Below are 21,533 nucleotides of genomic sequence, written 5' to 3'. Positions count from 1 at the left end.
CAAAATATGCGTTTAATATTTCGTAAAAGCGCAATTTTAAATTTACATTTCTTAGTAAATCTATATTTATTATATAACTTTTTAGTAATATGACAATATAATCAATAATTTTTGTAGAGATAGAATGAATAATGGCTCATGTTGTAGTAATAGGAGGAGGACTCGGTGGTTTACCAACTGCTTACGAATTGCGACATTTGTTACCAAAAGAACATCAGGTAACATTAATTTCGGATAAAGCACAATTTACCTTTATCCCCGGACTGATACGAGTTGCCCTTAATTTAAAACCCTTAGCAGAGATTCAACTTGACCTACAAACTCTTACCGAACCAAGAGGTATTCAGTATCTAGCAGGTAAAGTGATAGTTTTAGATCCAGAACAACAAATAATCACCACAGATCGAAAGCAACAAATTCATTACGATTATTTAGCGATCTCCACGGTCGCTTCCCTCACTTTTGACGCAATCCCAGGACTAGGGCCTCATGGCGGTTATCCCCATTCTGTCTGTACACCCGAGCATGCATTACAAGCTAGATCGGCTTGGCTAGAGTTTCTAGAAAATCCAGGTTCTGTGGTGTAGGTGCAAAGTATTTTTTGCTTAAAATGAACTATGGTTTAGGCATGCCTTGGTTCGAGAAATTGGGACTGCGTCTTTTATTTGGATTGTCGATGTTGAAATCTTTAGAAACGGCAGAAGAAAACAATTTACTTAAGGCGAAAATCTTGAAAAGCCAAGAGGTAGCCAAGAGCTAAAAGACAAAAGAATTATATCTTGGCTGTCAATCGCGATCGCGTTGAGATGAACTAACTTTTTAACTGTTGTACCAGATGAGTAATCTCTGGCAAAATTAATTCCGACATTGCCAGTTTAACTGCATTAGAAGAACCAGGAAGAGAAAATATCAACTTATTTCGATAAACTCCCGCAGTAGCTCTAGACGCGATCGCCCGTGAGCCAATATCCTGATAACTCAGATAGCGAAACAATTCCCCAAATCCTGGCAAAGTTTTCTCTAAAAGGCTGGAAATGGCATCATAGGTAGTGTCTCGTGGGGCAATTCCTGTGCCTCCATTAAAGATTAAGACATCTAATCGGGGATTTGCAGCCAAATCGATGATTTTAACCTTAATCGCTATTGGTTCATCCTTGACAATATCGTAAGCAACTATCTGATGGTTAAGCTCAGTGAGTGATTTTTGAATTATCTGACCGCTTTTGTCTGTGTCTGGGTTGCGGGTATCACTAACTGTAATCACAGCACAATTGACAATTATTTCTTCTGTATCAGGATGGGGCTGAGAATTCATAATTTTAAAGTTATTCACAGAGGGAAAAATATGTTAACAAGCTTTTGACCAACAAAAAGTTCCCCATTGCCCAATGCTAGGGGAGACATTTTGGCTTAAATAACTTCTTGATAACTTTGAGTTTATTCCGACTTTTGCAATCCTAAACCATTTTCCGCCGCATATTTATCCATAAAGCGAATAAAACGTTCCCATTCTTCAGCAGATCTCATGAGTAAGGTAGCTTCAATGGCTGATGCCTTGCCATTAATAAATTTACCTTTAACATCTCGGCTCACAATTTCCCCTTCGTCATCGATTAGATACATCCCTGTAATCTCATCAGTGCTATCTTGATCTAGTGCTTTAGGTGCTTCAAAGTAAAAGATAGCTTTTCCCCCATCAAGATTACGGGAGCGGGTAACTTTGATATCTGGGACTGCGTCTTCTATAACCCCTCTAGAAAATTGAATACTTGCCATAACTTTACTTTACATTGTTTAATATGTCTCTACATAATCATCTCATAACCTGTCACCCCTAAATGCAAGCAGTTAACTAGCTTAAATCGAAATAATTTTGTCTGGAGAGTCAATGATATTTGGAGATATGCACATATCGGAATAAGCTTAAGCTTTAAACGAAGATAAAATCCTGAGAGATAATCACATTGGTTGTATTTTCTACGTGACCAATCACATCACCATGATAGTTAATGTCAATTCCATTTCCCCAGGGAGTTAATGTATAGTCGTGAGCACTGCCATGGACTTGGATTTTATCTCCTTCATTCCAATTGAAGTCGGTGATAGTCGCATAGCCAGCACCTTCATAATAGGCTTCGTAACTGTCACCTAACACGAACTTATCGGCACCATAGCCTCCGCTCAAGACATCGTACTCACCATAACCAGAATCAAAGAAATCAGGATCAGAGCCAATCAAAGTATCGCTTCCGTAACCACCTGAGAGTGTATCATGGCCATAACCCCCAACTAGATAATCATGTCCATTTTCCCCGTAAAGTAGGTCATCACCACTGTCTCCATAGAGATCATCATTTCCCGACCAACCGAATAGATCATCATTTCCTCCATAGCCGAATAGAGTATCATTTCCTTCTCTCCCATCCAACCAATCATGACCATGAGTACCATGTAAATAGTCGTTATAGTAACCGCCGCTAAGTGTAATTGACATTTTGATTTACCGATTAATTTCAAATTGTTTGTTCTGTAAACTCTTATGTTTAAGCCAGAAGGAAATATGCAGTTTTGAAATCAAGAAGAAAAATAATAGGGAAAGATTTAGTTAAATAAGTTCATTTCTGCGATCTCGAAGAGATCCGCTTCGCGCGCCGCGAAGTGCCATCTTTTAGCCGAGCACTATGAAAAAATAATTAGTTGCCTTTACAATAGGAGTTACAATACTTAATACTTTTTGGGTGATTTTTCACCATAAACAAAGAAATATGACAAGCAAAGTAGAAATTTACACCTGGACTTATTGCCCCTTTTGTATCCGCGCCAAGGCCCTACTCGACAAAAAGGGTGTTGATTACGAGGATTATGTTATCGATGGGGATGAAGTAGCCAGAAGCGCCATGGCAGAGAGATCTCATGGGAGCAGGAGCTTACCACAAATCTTTATCAATGATCTCCATATTGGCGGTTGTGACGATTTGCATGATCTAGACAGACAAGGAATATTGGATAATTTGCTCGCAAAATAATTTTCCATTACCGAACTATCAACAGCCTCATATACAATGAGGGACTGTATTTAAGGGATAAAAAGAGTGAAGTTAGCATTTATTATCGATCCAATCAACAAGCTTGATCCAGGACATGATACCAGTGTGGCCTTGATGGAATCAGCTCAAACGATGGGTCATCAAGTTTGGGTGACCCAAGCCAATCAGTTAACGATTATTGATGGCAAAGCCTGGGCGACGATGCAACAAGTGCAGCTTAAACCAGTATCATTAGTTGATGGTATATGGCAAGCCGAAGCAGATTGGTATCAACTATCGAACGAGATTCTGACTTGTCTTGATGAGATGGATTGCATTTGGATGCGTACCGACCCTCCAGTAAATGTTCCCTATCTCTATACCACTTACATTTTAGATTTAGTTGATCCTGCTCAAGCTTTAGTCATTAACTCTCCCCAAGGATTGAGAAATGCCAACGAAAAAATCTATGCTTTGCAATTCACTTCAGTCATACCCGAGACTATTGTCAGCCAAAGTAAAGCCGTAATTGAGAAATTTGTCACCGAGAAAGAAGCTGCTGTGCTCAAACCTTTAGGTGGCAAAGCAGGAGAGGGAATTTTATTCTTAAAATCCGGCGATCGCAATTTTAATTCACTCATCGAGATTAGCACCAAACAAGGTCAAGAACCCGTGATGGTGCAAGAATATTTGCCCGCAGCCAAAGATGGCGATAAAAGAATTATTCTGCTTGATGGAGAACCTATTGGAGCTGTCAATCGAATTCCCACAGGCAAAGAGTTTCGTGGCAATATGGCAGTAGGAGGAAGAGTTGCCGCTGTAGATATTACCGAACGGGAACAAGAAATCTGTAAAGTGCTGGGACCGAGGCTACGCAAAGATGGCTTATATTTTGTAGGAATTGATGTTATTGGTGGTTATTTGACTGAGGTTAATGTCACTAGCCCCACAGGCATTAGAGAAATAGATCGCCTAGATAATGTTAATTTGGGGACAAAAGTTATCACCTGGATTGAAAAGACCGTGAAACAGCGGAAGTAAGTAATAAGTAATAAGTAATAAGTTTTTAACCTCAAACCTATCACCTATCTAAAACCTACCACCTAAAACCTAAAACCTAAAACCTATCTTAACTAAACCATAAATCACTAAGTCCTGTATCTTATGATTGCTCATAGAGATGACTCTATTAGTCTTGCTAGTATTCTAACTAGTGAAACAACATTATATATCGTAAAACGCTTTCTCCAGGCTATTTTAACTCTTTTTCTAGCCTCTGCTTTGAGTTTTGCCATCATTCAGCTAGCACCAGGAGATTATCTCGATACATTACGCAATAATCCACAAATTTCTCCTGAGCGTTTGGCAGAATTACAGCGACAATTTGGCTTGGATCAGCCTGCCATAATTCAATATTGGCGTTGGTTAGTTAGGGTTATAACTCGTTTTGATTTTGGGGAGAGCTTTGTTTATTTTCGTCCGGTAGCTTCCCTGCTCCGTGAAAGAATCGGCGCTACTTTACTACTTGCAGTTTCTTCCATTATTATCACTTGGGCGATCGCACTACCCTTGGGTATTATTAGCGCTGTGAAGCAAAATACCTTTGTTGATCGAGCTTTAAGGGTATTAAGTTATTTAGGTCAGGGCTTTCCTAGCTTCATCACAGCTTTAGTCCTATTGTTTTTTGCCCAATTAACTTCACCTCTGTTTCCCATCGGCGGCATGACGAGCATTAATCATTCGGATTTTTCCCCTTTGGGTAAGGTTCTTGATATTGGTTGGCATATGATTCTTCCGACTATTGCTTTGAGCGTTACTAGTTTTGCGGGGTTACAACGTCTGACTCGCGGGCAGTTACTTGATGTTTTGCGACAAGATTATATTCAAACCGCTAGAGCAAAAGGACTACCTGAAAATAAAGTTCTCTATGTCCATGCTTTGCGCAATGCGATCAATCCCTTAATTACTCTGATTGGTTTTGAGTTTGCCAGTCTCTTGAGTGGTTCTTTTATCGCGGAATTCTTCTTTAATTGGCCTGGGTTGGGTCGTCTAATTTTACAAGCAGTGCAGGCGCAGGATCTCTATCTCATTATGGCGAGTTTGATGATGGGTGCCACGATGCTGATTATTGGTAATTTGTTGGCAGATTTACTCTTGAAATCGGTTGATCCTCGGATTAAGTTGGAAGACTTGAAGTAACTCAAAATAAATTTTTTAGGTGAGAAAATGCTCCCTTCAGATTTACTAATTTACCGACAAAACGGCGAAACAGTAGTTCCCAAAAAGTTGCCCCTCGATAGTCGAAGCATTGGCTTAGCAAGCGATCGCATAGAATGCTTTCAGGAATATGTGGGCAAAACTCAGGGTGAACTGAATGAACAATTAGCCAAAATGGAAGGTGATAGTCCCGATTATCGGGTAAAAAGAGGACTAGCCCATATTCTCAGGAGCAGCTTTTCTACTTTTGAAATTGTTAGCCCTTTAGAACCACCCGAGCTGAGACAAACAGTTTTTACTGAGGCTGCCAAGCAAACTCCCATTCCGAAAAATCGCAGTCAAGTTTTAGACACCATATCCCATAAGCTAACCACAAAATTAAATCGCAAAGTGCCTCGTGAGGACATAGAAAAGGGATTGTATGCCGATTTGCAAGAAAATCGGATTTTGACGGAATTTGACCCACCAATTCCTGATGCCTTGATTCATCGTTACAATCTTTCTCAAGTTCAGGGTATTTTCTATCGTGCCAGTAATATAGTGATCAATGCCCATCGCAATGATCCTGGAGAATATAAACTTCTGTTTCGCTATCTTAAATTATTTCAATTGATGTCCTATATTGAGGGCGATTCTGATACCGGTTTTACGATTACTTTAGATGGGCCAGCAAGTCTTTTTAAAGCTAGTACTAGATATGGATTATCATTGGCCAAAATGATTCCTGCCTTGCTTCATGTTAGTAAATGGAGCCTGCAAGCGAAATTACAACAAAAAGATCCCTATTCGGGCAATGTTAAAGCTGGAAGATTTGCGATCGAAAGCGATCGCTGTTATTTGGTGACTCATTATCCCCCAGGAAAACCCTATGACAGTATGTTGGAAGCCTCCTTTGCCAAGAGTTGGGCCAAAGCCAAGACCGAATGGCGTTTAGAAAGAGAAGTGGATCTGGTTCCTCTTCCGGGAAGCGTCATGATTCCGGACTTTCGGTTAGTTCATCCTGATGGTAGAGATTTTTTGTTGGAAATAGTTGGTTATTGGCGACCAGAATATTTAAGGAAAAAGTTCTATCAAGTTAAAAATTCTGATGTCACAAATCTAATTTTAGCTGTTTCTGAAAGGTTGAATTTAGAAAAGGCTGGGGTGAGTTTTACTGATCTACCAAATCGGGTTATTTGGTTTAAAAATAAACTACAACCTAAATCTGTATTGCAAGTGTTGGAGTGAAAAAATGCAGTGCCAATGTAATGTGAACTACATTACCTGGCAATTTTCATCATTGCAATTCTCTAATTCTATCGAGAGCCTCTTGATACCAATAACCTGTATTTCCTTGTTGTTGATATAAATCTGCTGCTTGTTGAAAATCTTGAACTGCTCTTTGATTATCTCCTAAATTTTGATAGATATAGCCGCGACCGTAGTAAGCATTTGCATGTTGAGAATCGAGACGAATTACTTCACTATAATCCGTGATCGCTTTGTCATATTCTCCCAAATTGATGTAGCTACTACCGCGATTATTGTATGCCTCTACAAAGTTAGGATCGAGACGAAGTGCTTCATTATAATCTGCGATCGCCTTATCATATTCTCCTAGTTTACTGTAACTAATACCACGACTGTTATATAGAGATGCATTATCAGAATCAATACGGATAGCTTCATCGTAATCTGAGATCGCTTTATGATGTTTCCCTAACTCATCATGAGCATATGCCCTGTACCATAAAAAAGTAGAATCATTTGGATTTTGTCGAAGTACATCATCAAAATCTTTAATTACCGCAGGAAAATCTTTTAACCAATAGTAGGCTTCCCCTCTTCCCGATAAAGCATCAAGATCATTAGGATTACTAGCCAAAGCTTGATTAAACTCTTCAATTGCCCCTCGATAATCTTTCTGATTTAACTTCCGTCTGCCCACACTAACAAAATCTTGAGGCGGATCAATATTTGTGGGGATCGCAAAATTATTCCTAGCGGCAAGATAAACTTGTAAAGGAATCCCTAACCCATAAGCAGTTCTTCCTGTCTCATCTGAAGTTGTTCGTCCGTTAATTCCCACCAAACGACCATTATCATCGAATATGCCACCACCAGAACTACCGCCCGTTGTGGGATTACTGTGAACTATCTGATAACCATATTCTCCTGTTGCGAGTTTACTGACTATATTGGCATCAAGAAACATATAAGCTCGTTCTGGGATGCCAGGAATCGGATCAGGGTAACCAACTATATAGCTACTAGTTCCTGCAATAATACTTTGAGAATTACCCAACTCGGCTACTTTATAGCTTGTATTGCTAGTAAATTTAATTACGGCGAGATCGACATCGGGAAGATTTTTCACCTCAGCTACGCGATGGGTTGCTCCGTCAATGGTTGTCACCTCAAAGCTTCCTTCCTCATTGACCACATGCCAACAAGTTAGGATTGTATAACTATTGCCATCGCGTTGAATTATGGTTCCAGTGCCTGTGAGTTTTCCTTCTATTTGCACTGTAAACTCTTTCGCTTTCGCGGCAATTTCAGCACGCTCTAAAGCGAAAACGGGCTGAGATTGAAGAGTGATCGTGGTGACAATTCCCAGAACAGGAACTAAAGGTAGATATCTATTCACAGTAGAAGAAGTTTTCGTAACTTATGCCAGTGTTATTTTCATTCTACGTAAAAACCCCGAAGATAATCTAGGAAATTACATTAATCGCAAACTAAGTCATCAACAAATCAATATATCTGCGTTTATCTGTGTTCATCTACTGACTATTCATATAATTGCAAATCTCTAATTGTATCCATTGCTTCTTGATACAACTGAGTATCTCCTTGTTTTTGATATAGGTCGGCTGCTTTCTGAAAATCATCAATAGCTTTCTTCTCATCACCTAGATCATTGTAGCTAAGACCTCGGAGAACATATGCATCTGCAGAGCTAGGGTCAACACTGATGCCTTTTGTACAGTCTGCGATTGCTTTATTGTATTCTTCTAGACGGTAGTATATGAGACCCCGAGACAAGTAAATTTCTGTAATTTTAGGGTTAAAACTTATGGCTTCTGTATAATATCCAATTGCTTTATCGTATTCTTCTAGATTCATGTGGAGCATCCCTAAAAATGAATAGGAGGCGACTGCAAAATCTGAACCCAGACGGATGGGTTCTTGATAATCTGCAATTGCCTTATCGAACTCTTTTCTCGATGCGTAGATAGTACCTCGCAAAAGATAAGCTAAGCCAAAATCAGGATTAATGCTTATTGCCTGTGAAAAATCAATGATCGCTTTATCCTTTTCTTCTGAAATCATATAGGTGACTCCTCGATACAACAAAGCATTAATGTTATTCGGATCTCTTTGCAGCACAGCATCAAAATCTTTATTGGCCATTGAGTAGTCCTTCAATATAAGGTAAGCTTCACCCCTTCCCGATAAAGAATCTAGGTCATTAATATTACTAGCTAAAGCCCGATTAAATTCTGCAATAGCACCCCGATAATCCTTCTGTTTTAATTTCCGTCTACCTAAACTGACAAAATCTTGAGGTAGCGTAATATTGGTCGAAATAAATAAATTACCTCGTTCTGCTAAGTAAATTTCTAGGGGAATTCCCGCACCATAAACTTTCCCCGTATTTCCTTCCGAGATAAAGCGACCATTAACTCCAATTAAACGAGCTTCACTATCAAAGATTCCTCCTCCGGAACTTCCAGGAGTGAAAGAACCATTATGAATAATCTTATAACCCTTTTCTGCTTTCGACAGCCTACTTTGTATTTCTGCACTGCTAAATAAATATGCTCTTTCGGGAAAACCAGGAAAAGGATTAGGATAACCAACCACATAAGTGTTTGTTCCTGGGTTAATTGTTTCCGATTTTCCTAATTCAGCGATAGAATAGGTTTTCCCACTCGTAAAAGTAATTACTGCAATGTCAATATCAGGAAGGTTTTTGACTTCTGTTACTTGATAGGTTTCTCCGTCAGGAGTGATCACCTGATAGTTTCCTGGAGTATCCATGACATGCCAACAAGTGATGACGGAATAACTATTTCCATTACGTTCGATAATTGTTCCTGTGCCCGTTTCTTCTCCATCGATTTGCACTGTGAACTCCTGAGCCTTCGCTGAAACTTCAGCAGGTTCTAAAGCTGATAAAGGCTGAGATTGCAAGGCAATAGTGGTCACAATTCCCAGAAGAGGAACAAAATAGAGATATCTATTCACAGTAGAAGACTTTCTCTTAATTTAAGTCAGGATTATTTCAATTCTACGTAAAAACTCGGAAGAGAATCTAAAAAACTATATTAACTTTAAATTAAGCTTTATGAAAGAGTGATACTAAGCTCTCGTTTATTAGTACAAAAATACCTAGCGCTACAGTTAGAGAATTTTCCGCCCAGCACAAAAATATAGCACTACGTAATTTGATTAGGACATTAGTGAACGCTAAAGCCTATGATCAGTAAACTTTTGACTCTTGAATTTCAAGAAACTAAAAAATTAATAGAATAAGCTAAAAGCCCTGCTATGACTAGTTTATGCCCCTTTTTTTCGGGCGAGTAAATTTACTTTTGACTTTTGACTTCCCCGTCAGGGGCTTTTGACTTGCGCGTAGCGCTATATCTTACGATAGAGTTTTAGAAGTTCCGTTTTAAGCTCAACGCAATCAAACCGATATTGATATGACTTCGGCAATACTAAGTGATTAGTTTCAACTAAAACTTGAAACTAATGATCCTGAAGAAAGATTTCTTACTTCCGATGTTACTTGGCAAGCCTATGAATCACTTCTAGCTTCATTAGGCAATAGTTCTCGTTACCGCTTGGCTTACCTTTCAGGCATTTTGGAAATTATGTCTCCTAGTCGTAGTCACGAATTAGATAAAAAAGCTATTAGCAGATTATTAGAAGTCTATCTATAAGAAAAGCGGATTCGTTTTTGGGGATTAGGTTCAACTACTTTCCGTAAAGAAGATCAACAAGCCGGAAAACAACCAGACGAATGTTATTGTCTCGATACAGATAAAGATATTCCTGATCTGGCGATTGAGGTTATTTACACCAGTGGTGGAGTTGATATTCTAAAGATTTATCAGTGTTTAGGTGTTAAAGAAGTTTGGTTCTGACAAAATAAACAATTTATAATTCATTGTTTACAGGATAATAATTATCAAGAAAAAAACATAGTCAATTATTGCCAGATTTAGATTTAGCTTTGATGGCAAAATATATGACTATGAACGATCCTTTAGAAACAATTATTCAATGGCGTCAACAAGTCCGAGATCGATAACTATTGGACATGAGCGTAAATACAACAACTAATACAAATAACTAAGAATTATGCTTATCTGCAAGCGCTAATAGATAATCGCGATTAGCAGCCAGGGAATAAATTCTCTGTCTAGATAGCCAAAGTCTCTTGAAACGGACTTCAAATCTTCAGTGTACCCGAATGCAATGGGGATAAAATTACTCATCTTTAATTATGCGATCGCTGCTCTCCTGTTCCAATATTAATTGCTCCAGTACTGCAATATCATAATAAGCTTTACCATCAATATAACTCTCCAGCTTACCTTCTTGCCCACTAACATCAATAACATTGCCTCTAGCTAATCCTCTGGTATCCATCAATTTTCTTGCTGCTTCAATAGGGTCGCTCTGCGGAGGCAGAGTTACTAACACATTTGTTGCATTGCACAATTGACCCTTTTCTGCCACAGCACAAAGCACGGGTTCTTGGTTGACATAGCCTGAGCCAATAAACTTCAAAATATCGTTATCGGAGAATCTTTGAAACCTTTTTGATACTGCTTCACAGCGATTTTCAATCGACCAATCTGGATTAATATCCCGCTTAAAATTTAACAAACGCATATAACCTCGTACAGTACGAGAGTAGATGCCATGTACTCCATCAACCTCTCTGCAAGAATACTTATCACTCGATGCCTGCAAAGATAGAGATATTGTCAAAATGCTAGCACCAACAGTAACCGCCGTAATAATTTTGGCCGGTGGAGAAAATTGCATCATAAAGCATTGATGAAAAAATAAAGTGAGTTGAAAATTTATAGTTAAAATTGATAGTTACTTCTTCTTAATAGTACAATTATTTAACATAGCCTCAAGAAATCTCAAATATTTTTTAATTCTGGTCAAAACTGACAATCTCATTTGAACTTATTATCAATGCTGACAACAAAAGAACTGACATTGCAGGAATATTTAGCATTACCCCAAGATGATAACTATTCTGAACTCATAGAAGGACAAGCAATTCCCAAAATGGCTCCCAAAAGATTTCACTCCCGTTTAACTGGTGCGCTTTATATATTATTAAGTGAGTGGAGTGAAGATAAAGGAGAAATTGGTATTGAATGGGCTGTAATCTTGAAGCGCAAAGGACAAGATTGGGTTCCCATTCCAGATTTACTTTATATTTCCTATGAGAGGCTTCCTTTAGAAAGATTTGAAGATGAAGCTTGCCCTATTGCGCCAGAATTAGTCATTGAAATTATTTCGCCCAGTCAATCTTTTGGTAATCTCAGCGAAAAAGCTACAGATTACTTACAAGCAGGAGTGGATAGAGTGTGGCTATTAGATTCCCATAGCAAAACTGTGACTATTTTTTATCCTGATGCTCCACCACAAACTAAGCGAGAAAATGATACTTTACAAGACAATCTACTTCCAGGATTAGAATTAACAGTACAACAAATATTTAAACAAGCAGGATTCATTTAGATTGATATCACAATACTCAAAGACAGACTTGTTATAACAGTCCTATGGAAAATATTTTAAGAGGAAAATATCAGCTTATTGATGGAGTTCCAAGGAGAATTCAAGGAGGGCAAGGAACTATCCATTATGCCAAGGATCTTAGCTCTTCGATTGACAAGACATATATTGTGAAGCAGTTTACCCCAAGATATGACTGTGATGATCAACTACAAGTAGCTAAGCGTTTATTTGTCCAAGAAGCCGAAATCTTACAACAACTTGGAAGTCATTCTCAAATACCCCAAATTTTTGATTATTTTGAAGAAGATGAGCAATTTTTTTTGGTACAGGAATTGATCGAAGGTCAGAATCTTCAGCAAGAACTAGAAGAGAAAAAATACTTCACTGAGTCTGAAACAATTGATTTTCTAAAAAATACCCTAGAAGTGTTGAAATTTGTACATCAAAATAGTTATATACATCGAGATATTAAGCCTGCTAACTTAATTAGAAATAAATATGACAATAAAATATATTTGATCGATTTTGGGGCAGTCAAAGAAAAAATAAAGCCAGAGAATTTGGACGATCAAGGCAATTTTACCCTCACCGTTGCTATTGGCACTCCTGGTTATCTTCCTGATGAACAAAAACTTGGTAAACCAGAATTTTGTAGTGATATTTATGCTCTAGGAATGGTTGCGATTCAAGCGCTAACCCAAATCCACCCTGGAAATTTATCCTATGATCAAGATGGAAATCCCCTCTGGCGCGATCGTTTGCCAACTAGTGACTATAATTTTAATCCCGAATTTATTGAGCTAATTAATAAGATGGTTCGATGCAATTATCGAGAGCGTTATCAATCTTCTAGGGAAGTTTTACGAGATTTAGAAAATCTGGTAGATAGCCCAAGCCCAGTAAAGTCAGGGAAAATTGAAATAAATAAGCAAGAAATCAACTCCATTGATCGCGATATTAATAACCAAAAACCCCAAAAATGGTGTGAGAATAAGTTATTTTTGCCAATAATATTAGGATTAGGAACAACATTCATTGGGGTAGCTGCTTTTTTTCTCGCTTCAAAAGCTCCTGTGCCTAGAGAAGATACATATATAAATGCTAATTATGGAATTAAAGTTGAATACCCTCAGAATTGGACAATACAAGAAACAGATGATCCTCTTTATCCGGGAATAATTTTTCTTTCCCCCGAAGAAAATAATACAGATAATTTTTTAGAACAGGTTAAATTTTCTGTGGAAAGATTATCTATCATTTTGTCTCTTAATGAATATACAGAAGAAGCTATTAAGGAAATCGCAACATCGAATTCCATCATTGAGCCACCCAAAAAGATCACCGTGGCCAATCGAGAAGGCAGAAAAGTAATTTATCAAGGTCAAGATGGCCTAAAAAGACTGGAAGTTTGGACGATTAGGAATCAAAAAGCTTATATCGCTACCTATACAGCAGAGACAGATAAGTTTGGGAAGTTTTCTAAGCAGGCAGACAAAATAATCCAATCTTTAGAAATCGGTTATTGAAGCAGAATTTTTCGGCATAAATTCATACTTTTTTGGCGAATATATGAAGTTTCCTTATCAGGACTTTATCTAACAGTTTCTGAAAGGTTGAATTTAGAAAAAGCGGGAGTAAGTTTTACTGATATGCCAAATCGAGTTATTTGGTTTAAAAATAAACTACAACCTAAATCTGTATTACAAGTATTGGAGTAAAAGAACACAGAGACCATAAATGTGGGCGTGACGTATAGCAAAAGTGCAATGAGTCACAGCAAGAAGCGGAGCCTATTGAGAAAAGTAGATTCAACAGCTCCAAGTTGATGGGATAGGTTCTGATACTAAATTTTTTATATTTCTTGAGAATTTAGGTATTAATATTATAAATTTTGTAGTATTTATTACAACAGAAGTGATATTGTGGATTTAATATTATTAGTATAAGGATTGCTAACGGATATAAATTCAATTTTTTATTATGATTACTTTTACTGCTGAGAGTCTAAAATGGCAAAATATTAATGTAAATGCTTCAGAAATAATCTTTGAAAATATTTCATATATTAAGAAAAAAGTATTATCGAAAAAGTTTAAAGAGCAAGCTATTAATTTTGCCAAAGAGCACGAATCCAGTATGTTACGGTCTATGGTAGTTGAACATAAACTATATTTTAGTGTTTGGCTAGAAAAGGCTAAATCTCTTACTGACAAAGAGCAGCCTGATCCGATATCTGAGAAACGGAAAAATCTTTTGGATGAGCAAATGATTGAAGATTATAAAAATCTTGATTCTTTTCTTGATCAAAAGTTTAGTGAGCTTGGTCTTTGATTACAATTAATTGTTAAATATAAATGGGGTTCATTAATATTAGGCGTTAGTTATCAGTTATTAATTGTCCGCCATCTCCAAAAGTTTTTCTTGCAATTGTCGCCATTTAGTGGCGCTTGCAATCGTATCTTCGAGCAAAATCCCATTCTCTAAATATAAAATGCGCTCGGCGAACTTGGCACTCAATGCCAATTGGTGATTCACCATGACAATTGTCATCTGATGATTGGCAACCAAAGAATCTAGTACAGACAACAGACGCTCACTTGTTCCTACATCCAAAGCCGATGTCGGCTCATCCAAAAGTAAAATCAGCGGTTGCATTCCCAAAGCACGAGCGATCGCTACTAATTGTCTTTGTCCAAGCGATAACTCAAGTTCACGGCGTTCTAGCCAGATTTTGGGTATTTTTAAAGCTTCGCACCAAACAGTAATTCGCTGTTTAATTTCTGAGGAGGTTAACTGTTGCAACTTTAGGGGATAGATGAGGGCATCTTGAACTGTCATTCCCAATAATTTTGGTTCTTGAGGTACTAAAACTATTTGTTGGCGGAGTTTAGTAATCGAGCCTTGGTCAATCTCGGTTGGGGAAAAGCTGATTTTCCCCTCGGTTGGGCTATGGAGGATATTACACAATCTCAGAAGAGAGGTTTTACCTGCGCCAGAAGCCCCAGCGATCGCAATTTTCTCTCTCGAAAAAACCTTAAAAGAGATGTTCCGTAATATATAACTAGTGGCAACGGGAGTAGATAGGCCGACATTTTGCAGTTCAAATAGAGGGTTGCTTGTCACTTGACTATTTGCGCAAGATATCGATGAGCTGGCAAGTAGTCACCATCTATTGCGATCGCTTTGTGATAACAGGAGATGGCCTCTTGAAACTGCTGATTTTTATGGTAGAGTCTTCCCAAATTAGTTTGCATAACTGCCGAATCGGGATTTAATTGGGCTCGATAACGATACCGACTGATAGCCGACTTTAATCTATCAGATGAAGAAGAATGTTCGGCGGAAACAGTAGCCAAAGATTGAGTTTCTGAGTGCTTAGCTCTAGGCTGTATCGTCTTGTTTGTTGCTCGCTGCATTTCCTGTGAACGAGGTTCTATCAGCTTAGAACTCACTTTGGCCTGAGAAGATCTCCAATACCCTGAATTTTTCCTCGCAAAATTGGCCAGAGAAGCTCTCCCTGGGGATTTGCCAGGAGCATAAAACCTTGACACGTCAAAATTCTTATCCCGAGAGTGGTTTGAAGAGGAAGCATTTTCTATAACAGAGGAAGCATTTTCTATAACAATAGTCTGACAATTATTAGATACTGCTTCGGCAAAATCTTTTGTTTTCTGTAGGGAGAAGTTGTCTCCTAACTTCGAATTGTAATTTCCATTGAAAACTTCGTGGGAATGTTTGGTCATGGCTTAATATTAAAGTGGGATCGAAATACCAAGTGTTACTGTGATAAAAAGATTTTAAAGAGCTTGAAAGCAAAAAGGGGTCTAGTATCTATTAGACAAGGGAATCTAAAAAAACAAAGTATCTTTTGATACTTGCAATGCGAAGAAAGCACGCAGTGCATTTGAGGAAACGCTATCATAATTTTTTTTGGTTGATGGGCAATGTCGTGATCCCCTGGAGGTTTTGTCGCAAAATTTTACATAACTTAATATTTAGACGTATATAGCTACGAAAATACATCTAAATTGATTTGCTTTCCCTGGAATTTAGCGCAACAAGAAAATCAAATCCATCTAGGATAGAATTAAATCAAATTTGACGAAAGATTGCATCTAAGGAGCAAAAGTTTGAGTTGGCGATTAAAATTATCTAACTGGTTATCTGATGGGGCTTTATCTAGAAGCCAGAAGCAAGCAGAATTAGCTAAAGCCAAACTAAAACAACAAGAATTGACTCTCGAAAAATTACATGGGGAGATAAAACAAGAGCGGATCAAAGTTGAGCAATTGGTGGCGCAATTACAAATTAGCCAGGGATTCCAAGTCGAACTGGGAGAAACTCAACAGCAGTTGAGAAAAGCAATTTCTGAATCAGAAGATTGTCGTCAAAAATTGCCAGCAGCACAAAAGCAATTAGCTCGGCTAAAAAAACAGTTACAAAAAGCAGAAAAAAATCTGTCTAAATCTCAAGATTGGTTAGAGCAGCTCCAAAGTCCGATTCGAGTAGCAGAGATTCAGAAGCGCTTGCCAAAACAGGAATTTGATACTCTCTGGGGTTTTGGGGTGAATAGTCCAGAAGTTGATACCAAAATAGACTCAGGTTCTGTGCTAATTAAAGGATGGGCATTGGGAAGAAGATCCCCAGTGGCTCAGATTCAAATTTCCTATAAAGAACATGCCATTGTAGGAACTCCTGTAAATCTTTCTCGTCCAGAAGTAACAAATAAATATCCTGAGATTCCCAAAGCCAATAAAAGTGGATTTGAAATGGCACTCTCTTTAGTGGGAATGCCCTCAGAAGTAGAATTAGAACTTCAAGCAATCTTAAAAGATGAAACCGTACTTCCTCTTTGTGCTATTTTCCTTAAAAGAGAAGATTAACCATGAAGTTGCTTAAAGGTAGATTTATTAATAAATATTACGCAATGCATAAAAATAAGGATTTTTAGCGAAGTAATTAGATGGTTTGGTTCATGCACAAACCGATTGTTGATTCATACCTTGGATAGAGGGTAACTGTTGGGTTCAGCAGTTGCCTTTTTTATTGTCGGTACAGTAGTTATTATTTATAGTTTTCTCTCGCTCACGAAAAAGCCCCATCGCAATTAGGCTGAATTACAAGGGGAATATTGAGTAAATGGTAAAATTCCCCTAGCAAACTCTGGGCAAAAAAAATAGTATGGCGACGGTCAAAAAATTAATCATTCAAATCCCTTGTTATAACGAAGAAGCAACTTTGGGATTAACTCTTTCCCAACTACCTCGTCAGATTCCAGGTGTTGCCCAAGTAGAATGGTTAATTATTAATGATGGTAGTCGCGATCGCACTGTAGAAGTTGCCCAAGCCTCGGGGGTAGATCATATTGTCAATTTTGAACAAAACCAAGGATTAGCCAAAGGTTTTATGGCAGGAATGGAAGCTTGCCTGAAAGCTGGGGCAGATATTATTGTCAATACCGATGCCGACAATCAATATTGTGCTGATGACATTCCCAAACTAATTCAGCCTATTCTCGATGGGACAGCCGAAATTGTGGTGGGAGCAAGACCCATTCAAGAAATTAAAGATTTCTCTCCAGTGAAAAAATTTCTGCAAAAGTTGGGCAGTTGGGTGGTGAGAATTGCCAGCAACACAGATATTCCCGACGCGCCCAGTGGATTTCGGGCGATCAGCCGTGAGGCAGCTATTAGATTAAATGTATTTAATGAATATACCTATACTTTAGAGACGATTATTCAAGCAGGCCAAAGGGGCATGGCAATTACCTATGTCCCGATTCGCACCAATGGCTATCTACGTCCTTCACGTCTGGTCAAAAGCATCCCGGCATATATCCAGCGATCGATTATTACGATTATTCGGATATTTATGACCTATCGTCCCCTGCAATTTTTTATGATGTTGGGGACTGTGCCGTTTAGCGCAGGGATGTTGCTTTGTCTGCGCTGGTTATTTTTATTTTGGGAGATTTTTGGTGATAATCCTGCAAAACCTCGGGTTCCTAGTTTAATATTAGCAGCAGTTTTGATATTAATTGGCTTTCAGTTATGGATTCTCGGTTTAGTGGCTGATTTGATGTCTGTTAATCGTAAGTTACTCGAAGATATTCAACTAAAAATGCGCCGCAATGATTTGAACGGATAGCAATCAAAGTAACGCTAATAGTAATGTTAACAAAGTAGTCAAGTGATTCACTGTTTACTCGTTTGGCTCCCCCACATTTGGTGGCTGGGGGCTTAATCGAACGACATTGCGATTTGTCCTAGTCATCTGTCTTGGACAGTCCAGGACAAGTCAACAAACTTTTGAGTCAAGACTCAACAGAATCATCTATTGTTCTCGACAATTTCTTGTGACCAAATTTCCACCAAATTATCAACAGTTTGTTGCCAACTCCATTGCTTGGCTATTTCTTGAGCGTTCGCTCCCATCAACCGACGCAAATCGCGATCGCAAATCAACAAAGTCAATTTCTCTAAAAAATCTTTTTCACTTTGTGGTTCATACAAAAAACCTGTTTGACCATCTTGAATCGTGTCAATTACTCCTCCAGTAGCAGGTGCGATCGCAGGAATTCCTGCTGCCGCCGCTTCAATAATCGTTAAACCTCTAGTTTCTTTCTCCGAAGTCGTCACAAAAATATCGCTATTAGTTATTAGTGCAGGAACAGATTCAGGAGCTATTCTTCCCAACAGATAAACATTAGTCGTGATTTGCTTTAAGCTTTCTTCAATTTGCTCCTTCATGGGGCCATCTCCCGCAATGATAATAGCAATTTGCTCCAAAACTTCTGATGGTAAATTAGTCAAAGATCTGAGGGCAAAGTCCCAGCCTTTATCTGGGGTCAGGCGTCCGAGAAAGATTAGTTTGATTTTGGATTCTATGTTGTTAGATAACTTATATTTTTCACTGAAAAAGTTAGGAGTTTTTTCTTGATTCGTAAACCGACTTAAATCGCAACCTAAAAGTTCAGCACAACATAAATTCTTAATACCTATCTCGGATAATTTTTTTGCGGTGACAGAACTAGAAACTAAAGTTAAGTCATAGGAGTTATAGATTCTGGCAAAAATCAGGCTCAGTGTACTTTTTATGAGCTTATTAATTCCCAAAGGTAAATTAAAATAATCATCAAAATAGTCAAGATAATTAGTATGAAACCAAGCAACACAGGGAATATTATGTTGTTTAGCAAATTTAACTCCAGTCAGTTTGAAAAAACAAATACCTAACCGTTCTGCTTCATCTACATGAATAATATCGGGTTGAAATTTCTCTAGCTCATTTACAACAATATTATAGGATTTACTCGTGACATCTCGCTCAAAATCTAGACCAATCGATGCAGTGCTAGGAAGATTAATAACTTGAACACCAGGGAAAACTTCCCCTATATAATCTTGCCAGTTCGGATAAATATGACTAATCACACTATAGTCTGGACAAAAAATCTGTACTTGATGTCCTAGAAGACTTAGCTGCTGCAATCTATTAAATACTGCGATCGTTACACCATCAATTACAGGAAAAAAACTAGAACATATTATTGCTATTTTCATAAAAATCTAAACTGATTAATAGTCAATGATCCAATAAAGATTGAATTTACAAACCTAACGAGTTGGGATTTGGGGTTTTAGGGGTTTGGGGAATAATAATAGCTAGACTTCCCTAGTTCCCTAAATCCCTATTCCCCTAAACAAGCAGTATTAGTCAATGGTCAATGTAAAAGCCAAAGATCTAGGGGGATTTCATCCAAGCTGAATAAATGAGACTGATATACTTTTTCAAAATTAACCTGACTATTTTGAGCTATTCTATCTTGCAATTGAGCAGAAGCCTTGACAATAAAAATACCTTCAAAAATATTGATATATTCCATCAAATTATCTTCGGAGTTAATGACCTTAAATTTAGTTTTGGGAGACAATGAATAGGCTAAAGATAAAACATCCATGGCATTATTCGGTTCCACAAGCACTAAAGCTGAATTATATTGATTAATTATCTGTGCGATCGCAGGGTTATTAATATTTCTACCCTTCTGATAAAACGGCGATATAGTCAAATTTCTCACGCAGGAAAAGACTCCTAAAGTTAGAAACATCATAGTAGTTAGTTTCCAGAAATTTTGTCTGGCGATCGCTGTAAGCTTATTAAAAGTCAAATTACTTGCTAAACAATATGCCACTGCTATTTGAATCCCCAGTTGGAGAGGAATTAAATATCTAGGAGCCGTTGAACTTTGTCCTTGATTGATAATATCAGTCACAATCAAAGATATGGGCACAGAAACACTTAAAGTCAGAAGAAATAACCAGCGATCGCGAGAAGTATTAACGACCAAAAAATATAAGGCATAACCAGATAAGCTGAGAATACATAAAGCGACTAAAGCCCCAATTATAGTTACCCAATCCAGATAAATATAGTTAGCAAACAAAATAATAACGACCGGAATAATAAATAATAAAAAGAATATTATTAATCGTTTGTTTTGCATCAAGAAATGCCGCAGGTCAGAGGACAAAGTAATAACCAGAAACGAAGTCACAATCAAAATTAAAACAATTGCTAGTTGAATAGGATTAGAATCCTGGGAAATTGGTAAATCGCCAAATGTTAATAGGTTAGTACCAATCAAGACCGCAACAATATCAAAGATATTAAAATTCCCTCTCATCCAACTAGTATTGTCATGAAATAAACCTAAGTAATTGATAATTATAGCTATCCAAGGACTAAAAGCTAGTAACGCGATCGCGCCAGATCCTAAATAATTCCTAATGATTTTGATCTGTTTCGGAGCAGTAATAATTACCAGATAAAGACCCTGAAAAAATGCAATATAAATAGAGAATAAAGAAGTATAAAATCCTAATATCAAACTAAAACTATATAACAGCCAAGATTGCCAAGTATTAAGTCTGATCGCTCTTAAAAAACTTGCTCCCATCAATAAAATTGTGATTGTCCAAAGACTATAGGGACGTGCTTCTTGAGCATAGGCGACATAAAAAGGAGACACACTCATCAACATTACCGCAAGCCAACTAACTAAAGGTTTGTTGAATAATTCTTGGCATAACCAATATAAACAAGGGAAAACTAGCAAGCTTAAACAAACTGAGAGACTCCTCATATTACTAATTGAACTACCCCACAACTGCATCCAAAATCTGGTCAGGATAAAATATAGTGGGGCATGTTCAGGACTTTTGGTTAAAGCATTAAAACTATCAGAAAATGTTTTGTCGGGAGATATTATTTGGTAATTGCGTAAGGCATTCGCTTCGAGAATATCCTGTTGCTGTAAATTATTAGTAACTTCTGGGATGGTATAACCTGAAACTCTGACTGCGGTGGCGACCTCATCTACCCAGAAAATTTTGGCTCCCAAATTAGCAAAACGGAAAAAAATCCCTAATAATAAAATAATTACTAGCAAAATAATTCGGGTGTTCGAGAACAGTTTGGGATAGTTTTTCAGCGACATTTATGCTCACATAGGCTAATGTGGGAATTCTCGAT

At 37.8% G+C, this 21,533-nt stretch carries 21 protein-coding genes and 2 pseudogenes; 13 read left to right on the top strand and 10 right to left on the bottom strand.

The window, feature by feature from the left end:
* The first annotated feature begins 131 nt into the window (after positions 1-131).
* The gene (locus XEN7305_RS26115; RefSeq protein WP_006512568.1) at positions 132-587 is read left to right on the top strand and encodes an FAD-dependent oxidoreductase; all 456 of its coding nucleotides are present in this window, start codon (positions 132-134) and stop codon (positions 585-587) included.
* A 23-nt stretch (positions 588-610) separates the two neighbouring features.
* On the top strand, positions 611-760 hold the full coding sequence (locus tag XEN7305_RS29215) for a hypothetical protein (RefSeq protein ID WP_006512567.1): 150 nt from the start codon (positions 611-613) through the stop codon (positions 758-760).
* Positions 761-811: 51 nt separating this feature from the next.
* On the opposite strand, the gene XEN7305_RS26110 is transcribed toward XEN7305_RS29215, so the two are convergent.
* From XEN7305_RS26110 to XEN7305_RS26100, 3 genes are all read right to left on the bottom strand, one after another.
* On the bottom strand, positions 812-1,315 hold the full coding sequence (locus tag XEN7305_RS26110; protein ID WP_006512566.1) for a molybdenum cofactor biosynthesis protein B: 504 nt from the start codon (positions 1,313-1,315) through the stop codon (positions 812-814).
* Positions 1,316-1,437: 122 nt separating this feature from the next.
* Positions 1,438-1,776 carry a photosystem II reaction center protein Psb28 gene (gene psb28 / locus XEN7305_RS26105; RefSeq protein WP_006512565.1) on the bottom strand — a complete coding sequence of 113 codons (339 nt, stop codon included), beginning with the start codon at positions 1,774-1,776 and terminating at the stop codon, positions 1,438-1,440.
* Positions 1,777-1,930: 154 nt separating this feature from the next.
* A complete protein-coding gene (locus tag XEN7305_RS26100) occupies positions 1,931-2,494 on the bottom strand; it encodes a calcium-binding protein (RefSeq protein WP_006512564.1) in 564 nt (187 codons plus the stop codon).
* A 271-nt stretch (positions 2,495-2,765) separates the two neighbouring features.
* Here XEN7305_RS26100 and grxC point away from each other — a divergent pair, with 271 nt between their 5' ends.
* The 4 genes from grxC to XEN7305_RS26080 all read left to right on the top strand — a co-directional run bounded on the left by grxC (position 2,766) and on the right by XEN7305_RS26080 (position 6,470).
* Entirely contained in the window at positions 2,766-3,026 is a 261-nt protein-coding gene (grxC, locus tag XEN7305_RS26095) for a glutaredoxin 3 (protein WP_006512563.1), read from the top strand.
* Positions 3,027-3,092: 66 nt separating this feature from the next.
* A complete protein-coding gene (gene gshB, locus XEN7305_RS26090) occupies positions 3,093-4,067 on the top strand; it encodes a glutathione synthase (RefSeq protein WP_006512562.1) in 975 nt (324 codons plus the stop codon).
* Positions 4,068-4,190: 123 nt separating this feature from the next.
* Complete coding sequence (locus tag XEN7305_RS26085; protein WP_006512561.1) at positions 4,191-5,225, top strand: ABC transporter permease; 1,035 nt, start codon at positions 4,191-4,193, stop codon at positions 5,223-5,225.
* A 27-nt stretch (positions 5,226-5,252) separates the two neighbouring features.
* Positions 5,253-6,470 (top strand): DUF790 family protein, encoded by a 1,218-nt coding sequence (locus XEN7305_RS26080; RefSeq protein WP_006512560.1) that lies wholly within the window; start codon positions 5,253-5,255, stop codon positions 6,468-6,470.
* A 49-nt stretch (positions 6,471-6,519) separates the two neighbouring features.
* Here the strand turns inward: XEN7305_RS26080 and XEN7305_RS26075 are convergent, their stop codons facing one another.
* On the bottom strand, positions 6,520-7,869 hold the full coding sequence (locus XEN7305_RS26075; protein WP_006512559.1) for a tetratricopeptide repeat-containing serine protease family protein: 1,350 nt from the start codon (positions 7,867-7,869) through the stop codon (positions 6,520-6,522).
* 143 nt (positions 7,870-8,012) lie between these two features.
* Entirely contained in the window at positions 8,013-9,473 is a 1,461-nt protein-coding gene (locus tag XEN7305_RS26070; RefSeq protein ID WP_006512558.1) for a tetratricopeptide repeat-containing serine protease family protein, read from the bottom strand.
* A 458-nt stretch (positions 9,474-9,931) separates the two neighbouring features.
* Between XEN7305_RS26070 and XEN7305_RS30465 the strand changes: the two are divergent.
* Positions 9,932-10,542, top strand: a pseudogene (locus XEN7305_RS30465) (Uma2 family endonuclease).
* Positions 10,543-10,721: 179 nt separating this feature from the next.
* On the opposite strand, the gene XEN7305_RS26060 reads toward XEN7305_RS30465, so the two are convergent.
* Positions 10,722-11,288 (bottom strand): COP23 domain-containing protein, encoded by a 567-nt coding sequence (locus XEN7305_RS26060; protein ID WP_006512557.1) that lies wholly within the window; start codon positions 11,286-11,288, stop codon positions 10,722-10,724.
* 156 nt (positions 11,289-11,444) lie between these two features.
* Here XEN7305_RS26060 and XEN7305_RS26055 point away from each other — a divergent pair, with 156 nt between their 5' ends.
* From XEN7305_RS26055 to XEN7305_RS26045, 4 genes and pseudogenes are all read left to right on the top strand, one after another.
* On the top strand, positions 11,445-11,999 hold the full coding sequence (locus XEN7305_RS26055) for a Uma2 family endonuclease (RefSeq protein WP_006512556.1): 555 nt from the start codon (positions 11,445-11,447) through the stop codon (positions 11,997-11,999).
* A 44-nt stretch (positions 12,000-12,043) separates the two neighbouring features.
* Positions 12,044-13,525 (top strand): serine/threonine-protein kinase, encoded by a 1,482-nt coding sequence (locus XEN7305_RS26050; RefSeq protein ID WP_006512555.1) that lies wholly within the window; start codon positions 12,044-12,046, stop codon positions 13,523-13,525.
* A 57-nt stretch (positions 13,526-13,582) separates the two neighbouring features.
* A pseudogene (locus XEN7305_RS30460) lies at positions 13,583-13,717 on the top strand (DUF790 family protein); the annotation flags it as partial.
* 262 nt (positions 13,718-13,979) lie between these two features.
* Complete coding sequence (locus XEN7305_RS26045) at positions 13,980-14,330, top strand: hypothetical protein (protein WP_006512554.1); 351 nt, start codon at positions 13,980-13,982, stop codon at positions 14,328-14,330.
* 60 nt (positions 14,331-14,390) lie between these two features.
* On the opposite strand, the gene XEN7305_RS26040 is transcribed toward XEN7305_RS26045, so the two are convergent.
* Together XEN7305_RS26040 and XEN7305_RS26035 are read right to left on the bottom strand one after the other, a co-directional pair.
* Positions 14,391-15,122, bottom strand: coding sequence for an ATP-binding cassette domain-containing protein (locus tag XEN7305_RS26040; protein ID WP_006512553.1), 732 nt, complete (start codon positions 15,120-15,122; stop codon positions 14,391-14,393).
* Positions 15,119-15,742, bottom strand: coding sequence for a tetratricopeptide repeat protein (locus XEN7305_RS26035; protein WP_006512552.1), 624 nt, complete (start codon positions 15,740-15,742; stop codon positions 15,119-15,121). Before XEN7305_RS26035 ends, XEN7305_RS26040 begins: the two co-directional genes overlap by 4 nt.
* 387 nt (positions 15,743-16,129) lie before the next feature.
* Between XEN7305_RS26035 and XEN7305_RS26030 the strand changes: the two genes are divergently transcribed.
* Together XEN7305_RS26030 and XEN7305_RS26025 are read left to right on the top strand one after the other, a co-directional pair.
* The gene (locus XEN7305_RS26030) at positions 16,130-16,882 is read left to right on the top strand and encodes a hypothetical protein (protein WP_006512551.1); all 753 of its coding nucleotides are present in this window, start codon (positions 16,130-16,132) and stop codon (positions 16,880-16,882) included.
* Between the two features lie 298 nt (positions 16,883-17,180).
* Complete coding sequence (locus XEN7305_RS26025) at positions 17,181-18,146, top strand: glycosyltransferase family 2 protein (RefSeq protein ID WP_006512550.1); 966 nt, start codon at positions 17,181-17,183, stop codon at positions 18,144-18,146.
* A 182-nt stretch (positions 18,147-18,328) separates the two neighbouring features.
* On the opposite strand, the gene XEN7305_RS26020 is transcribed toward XEN7305_RS26025, so the two are convergent.
* Together XEN7305_RS26020 and XEN7305_RS27165 are read right to left on the bottom strand one after the other, a co-directional pair.
* Positions 18,329-19,561, bottom strand: a complete 1,233-nt coding sequence (locus XEN7305_RS26020; RefSeq protein ID WP_006512549.1) for a glycosyltransferase — start codon at positions 19,559-19,561, stop codon at positions 18,329-18,331.
* 161 nt (positions 19,562-19,722) lie between these two features.
* The gene (locus tag XEN7305_RS27165) at positions 19,723-21,498 is read right to left on the bottom strand and encodes a glycosyltransferase family 39 protein (RefSeq protein WP_006512548.1); all 1,776 of its coding nucleotides are present in this window, start codon (positions 21,496-21,498) and stop codon (positions 19,723-19,725) included.
* Between the last annotated feature and the right edge of the window lie 35 nt (positions 21,499-21,533).

The organism is Xenococcus sp. PCC 7305, from assembly GCF_000332055.1.
Classification (GTDB): Bacteria; Cyanobacteriota; Cyanobacteriia; order Cyanobacteriales; family Xenococcaceae; genus Xenococcus.
This window is presented reverse-complemented; position numbering and strand designations above follow the sequence as displayed.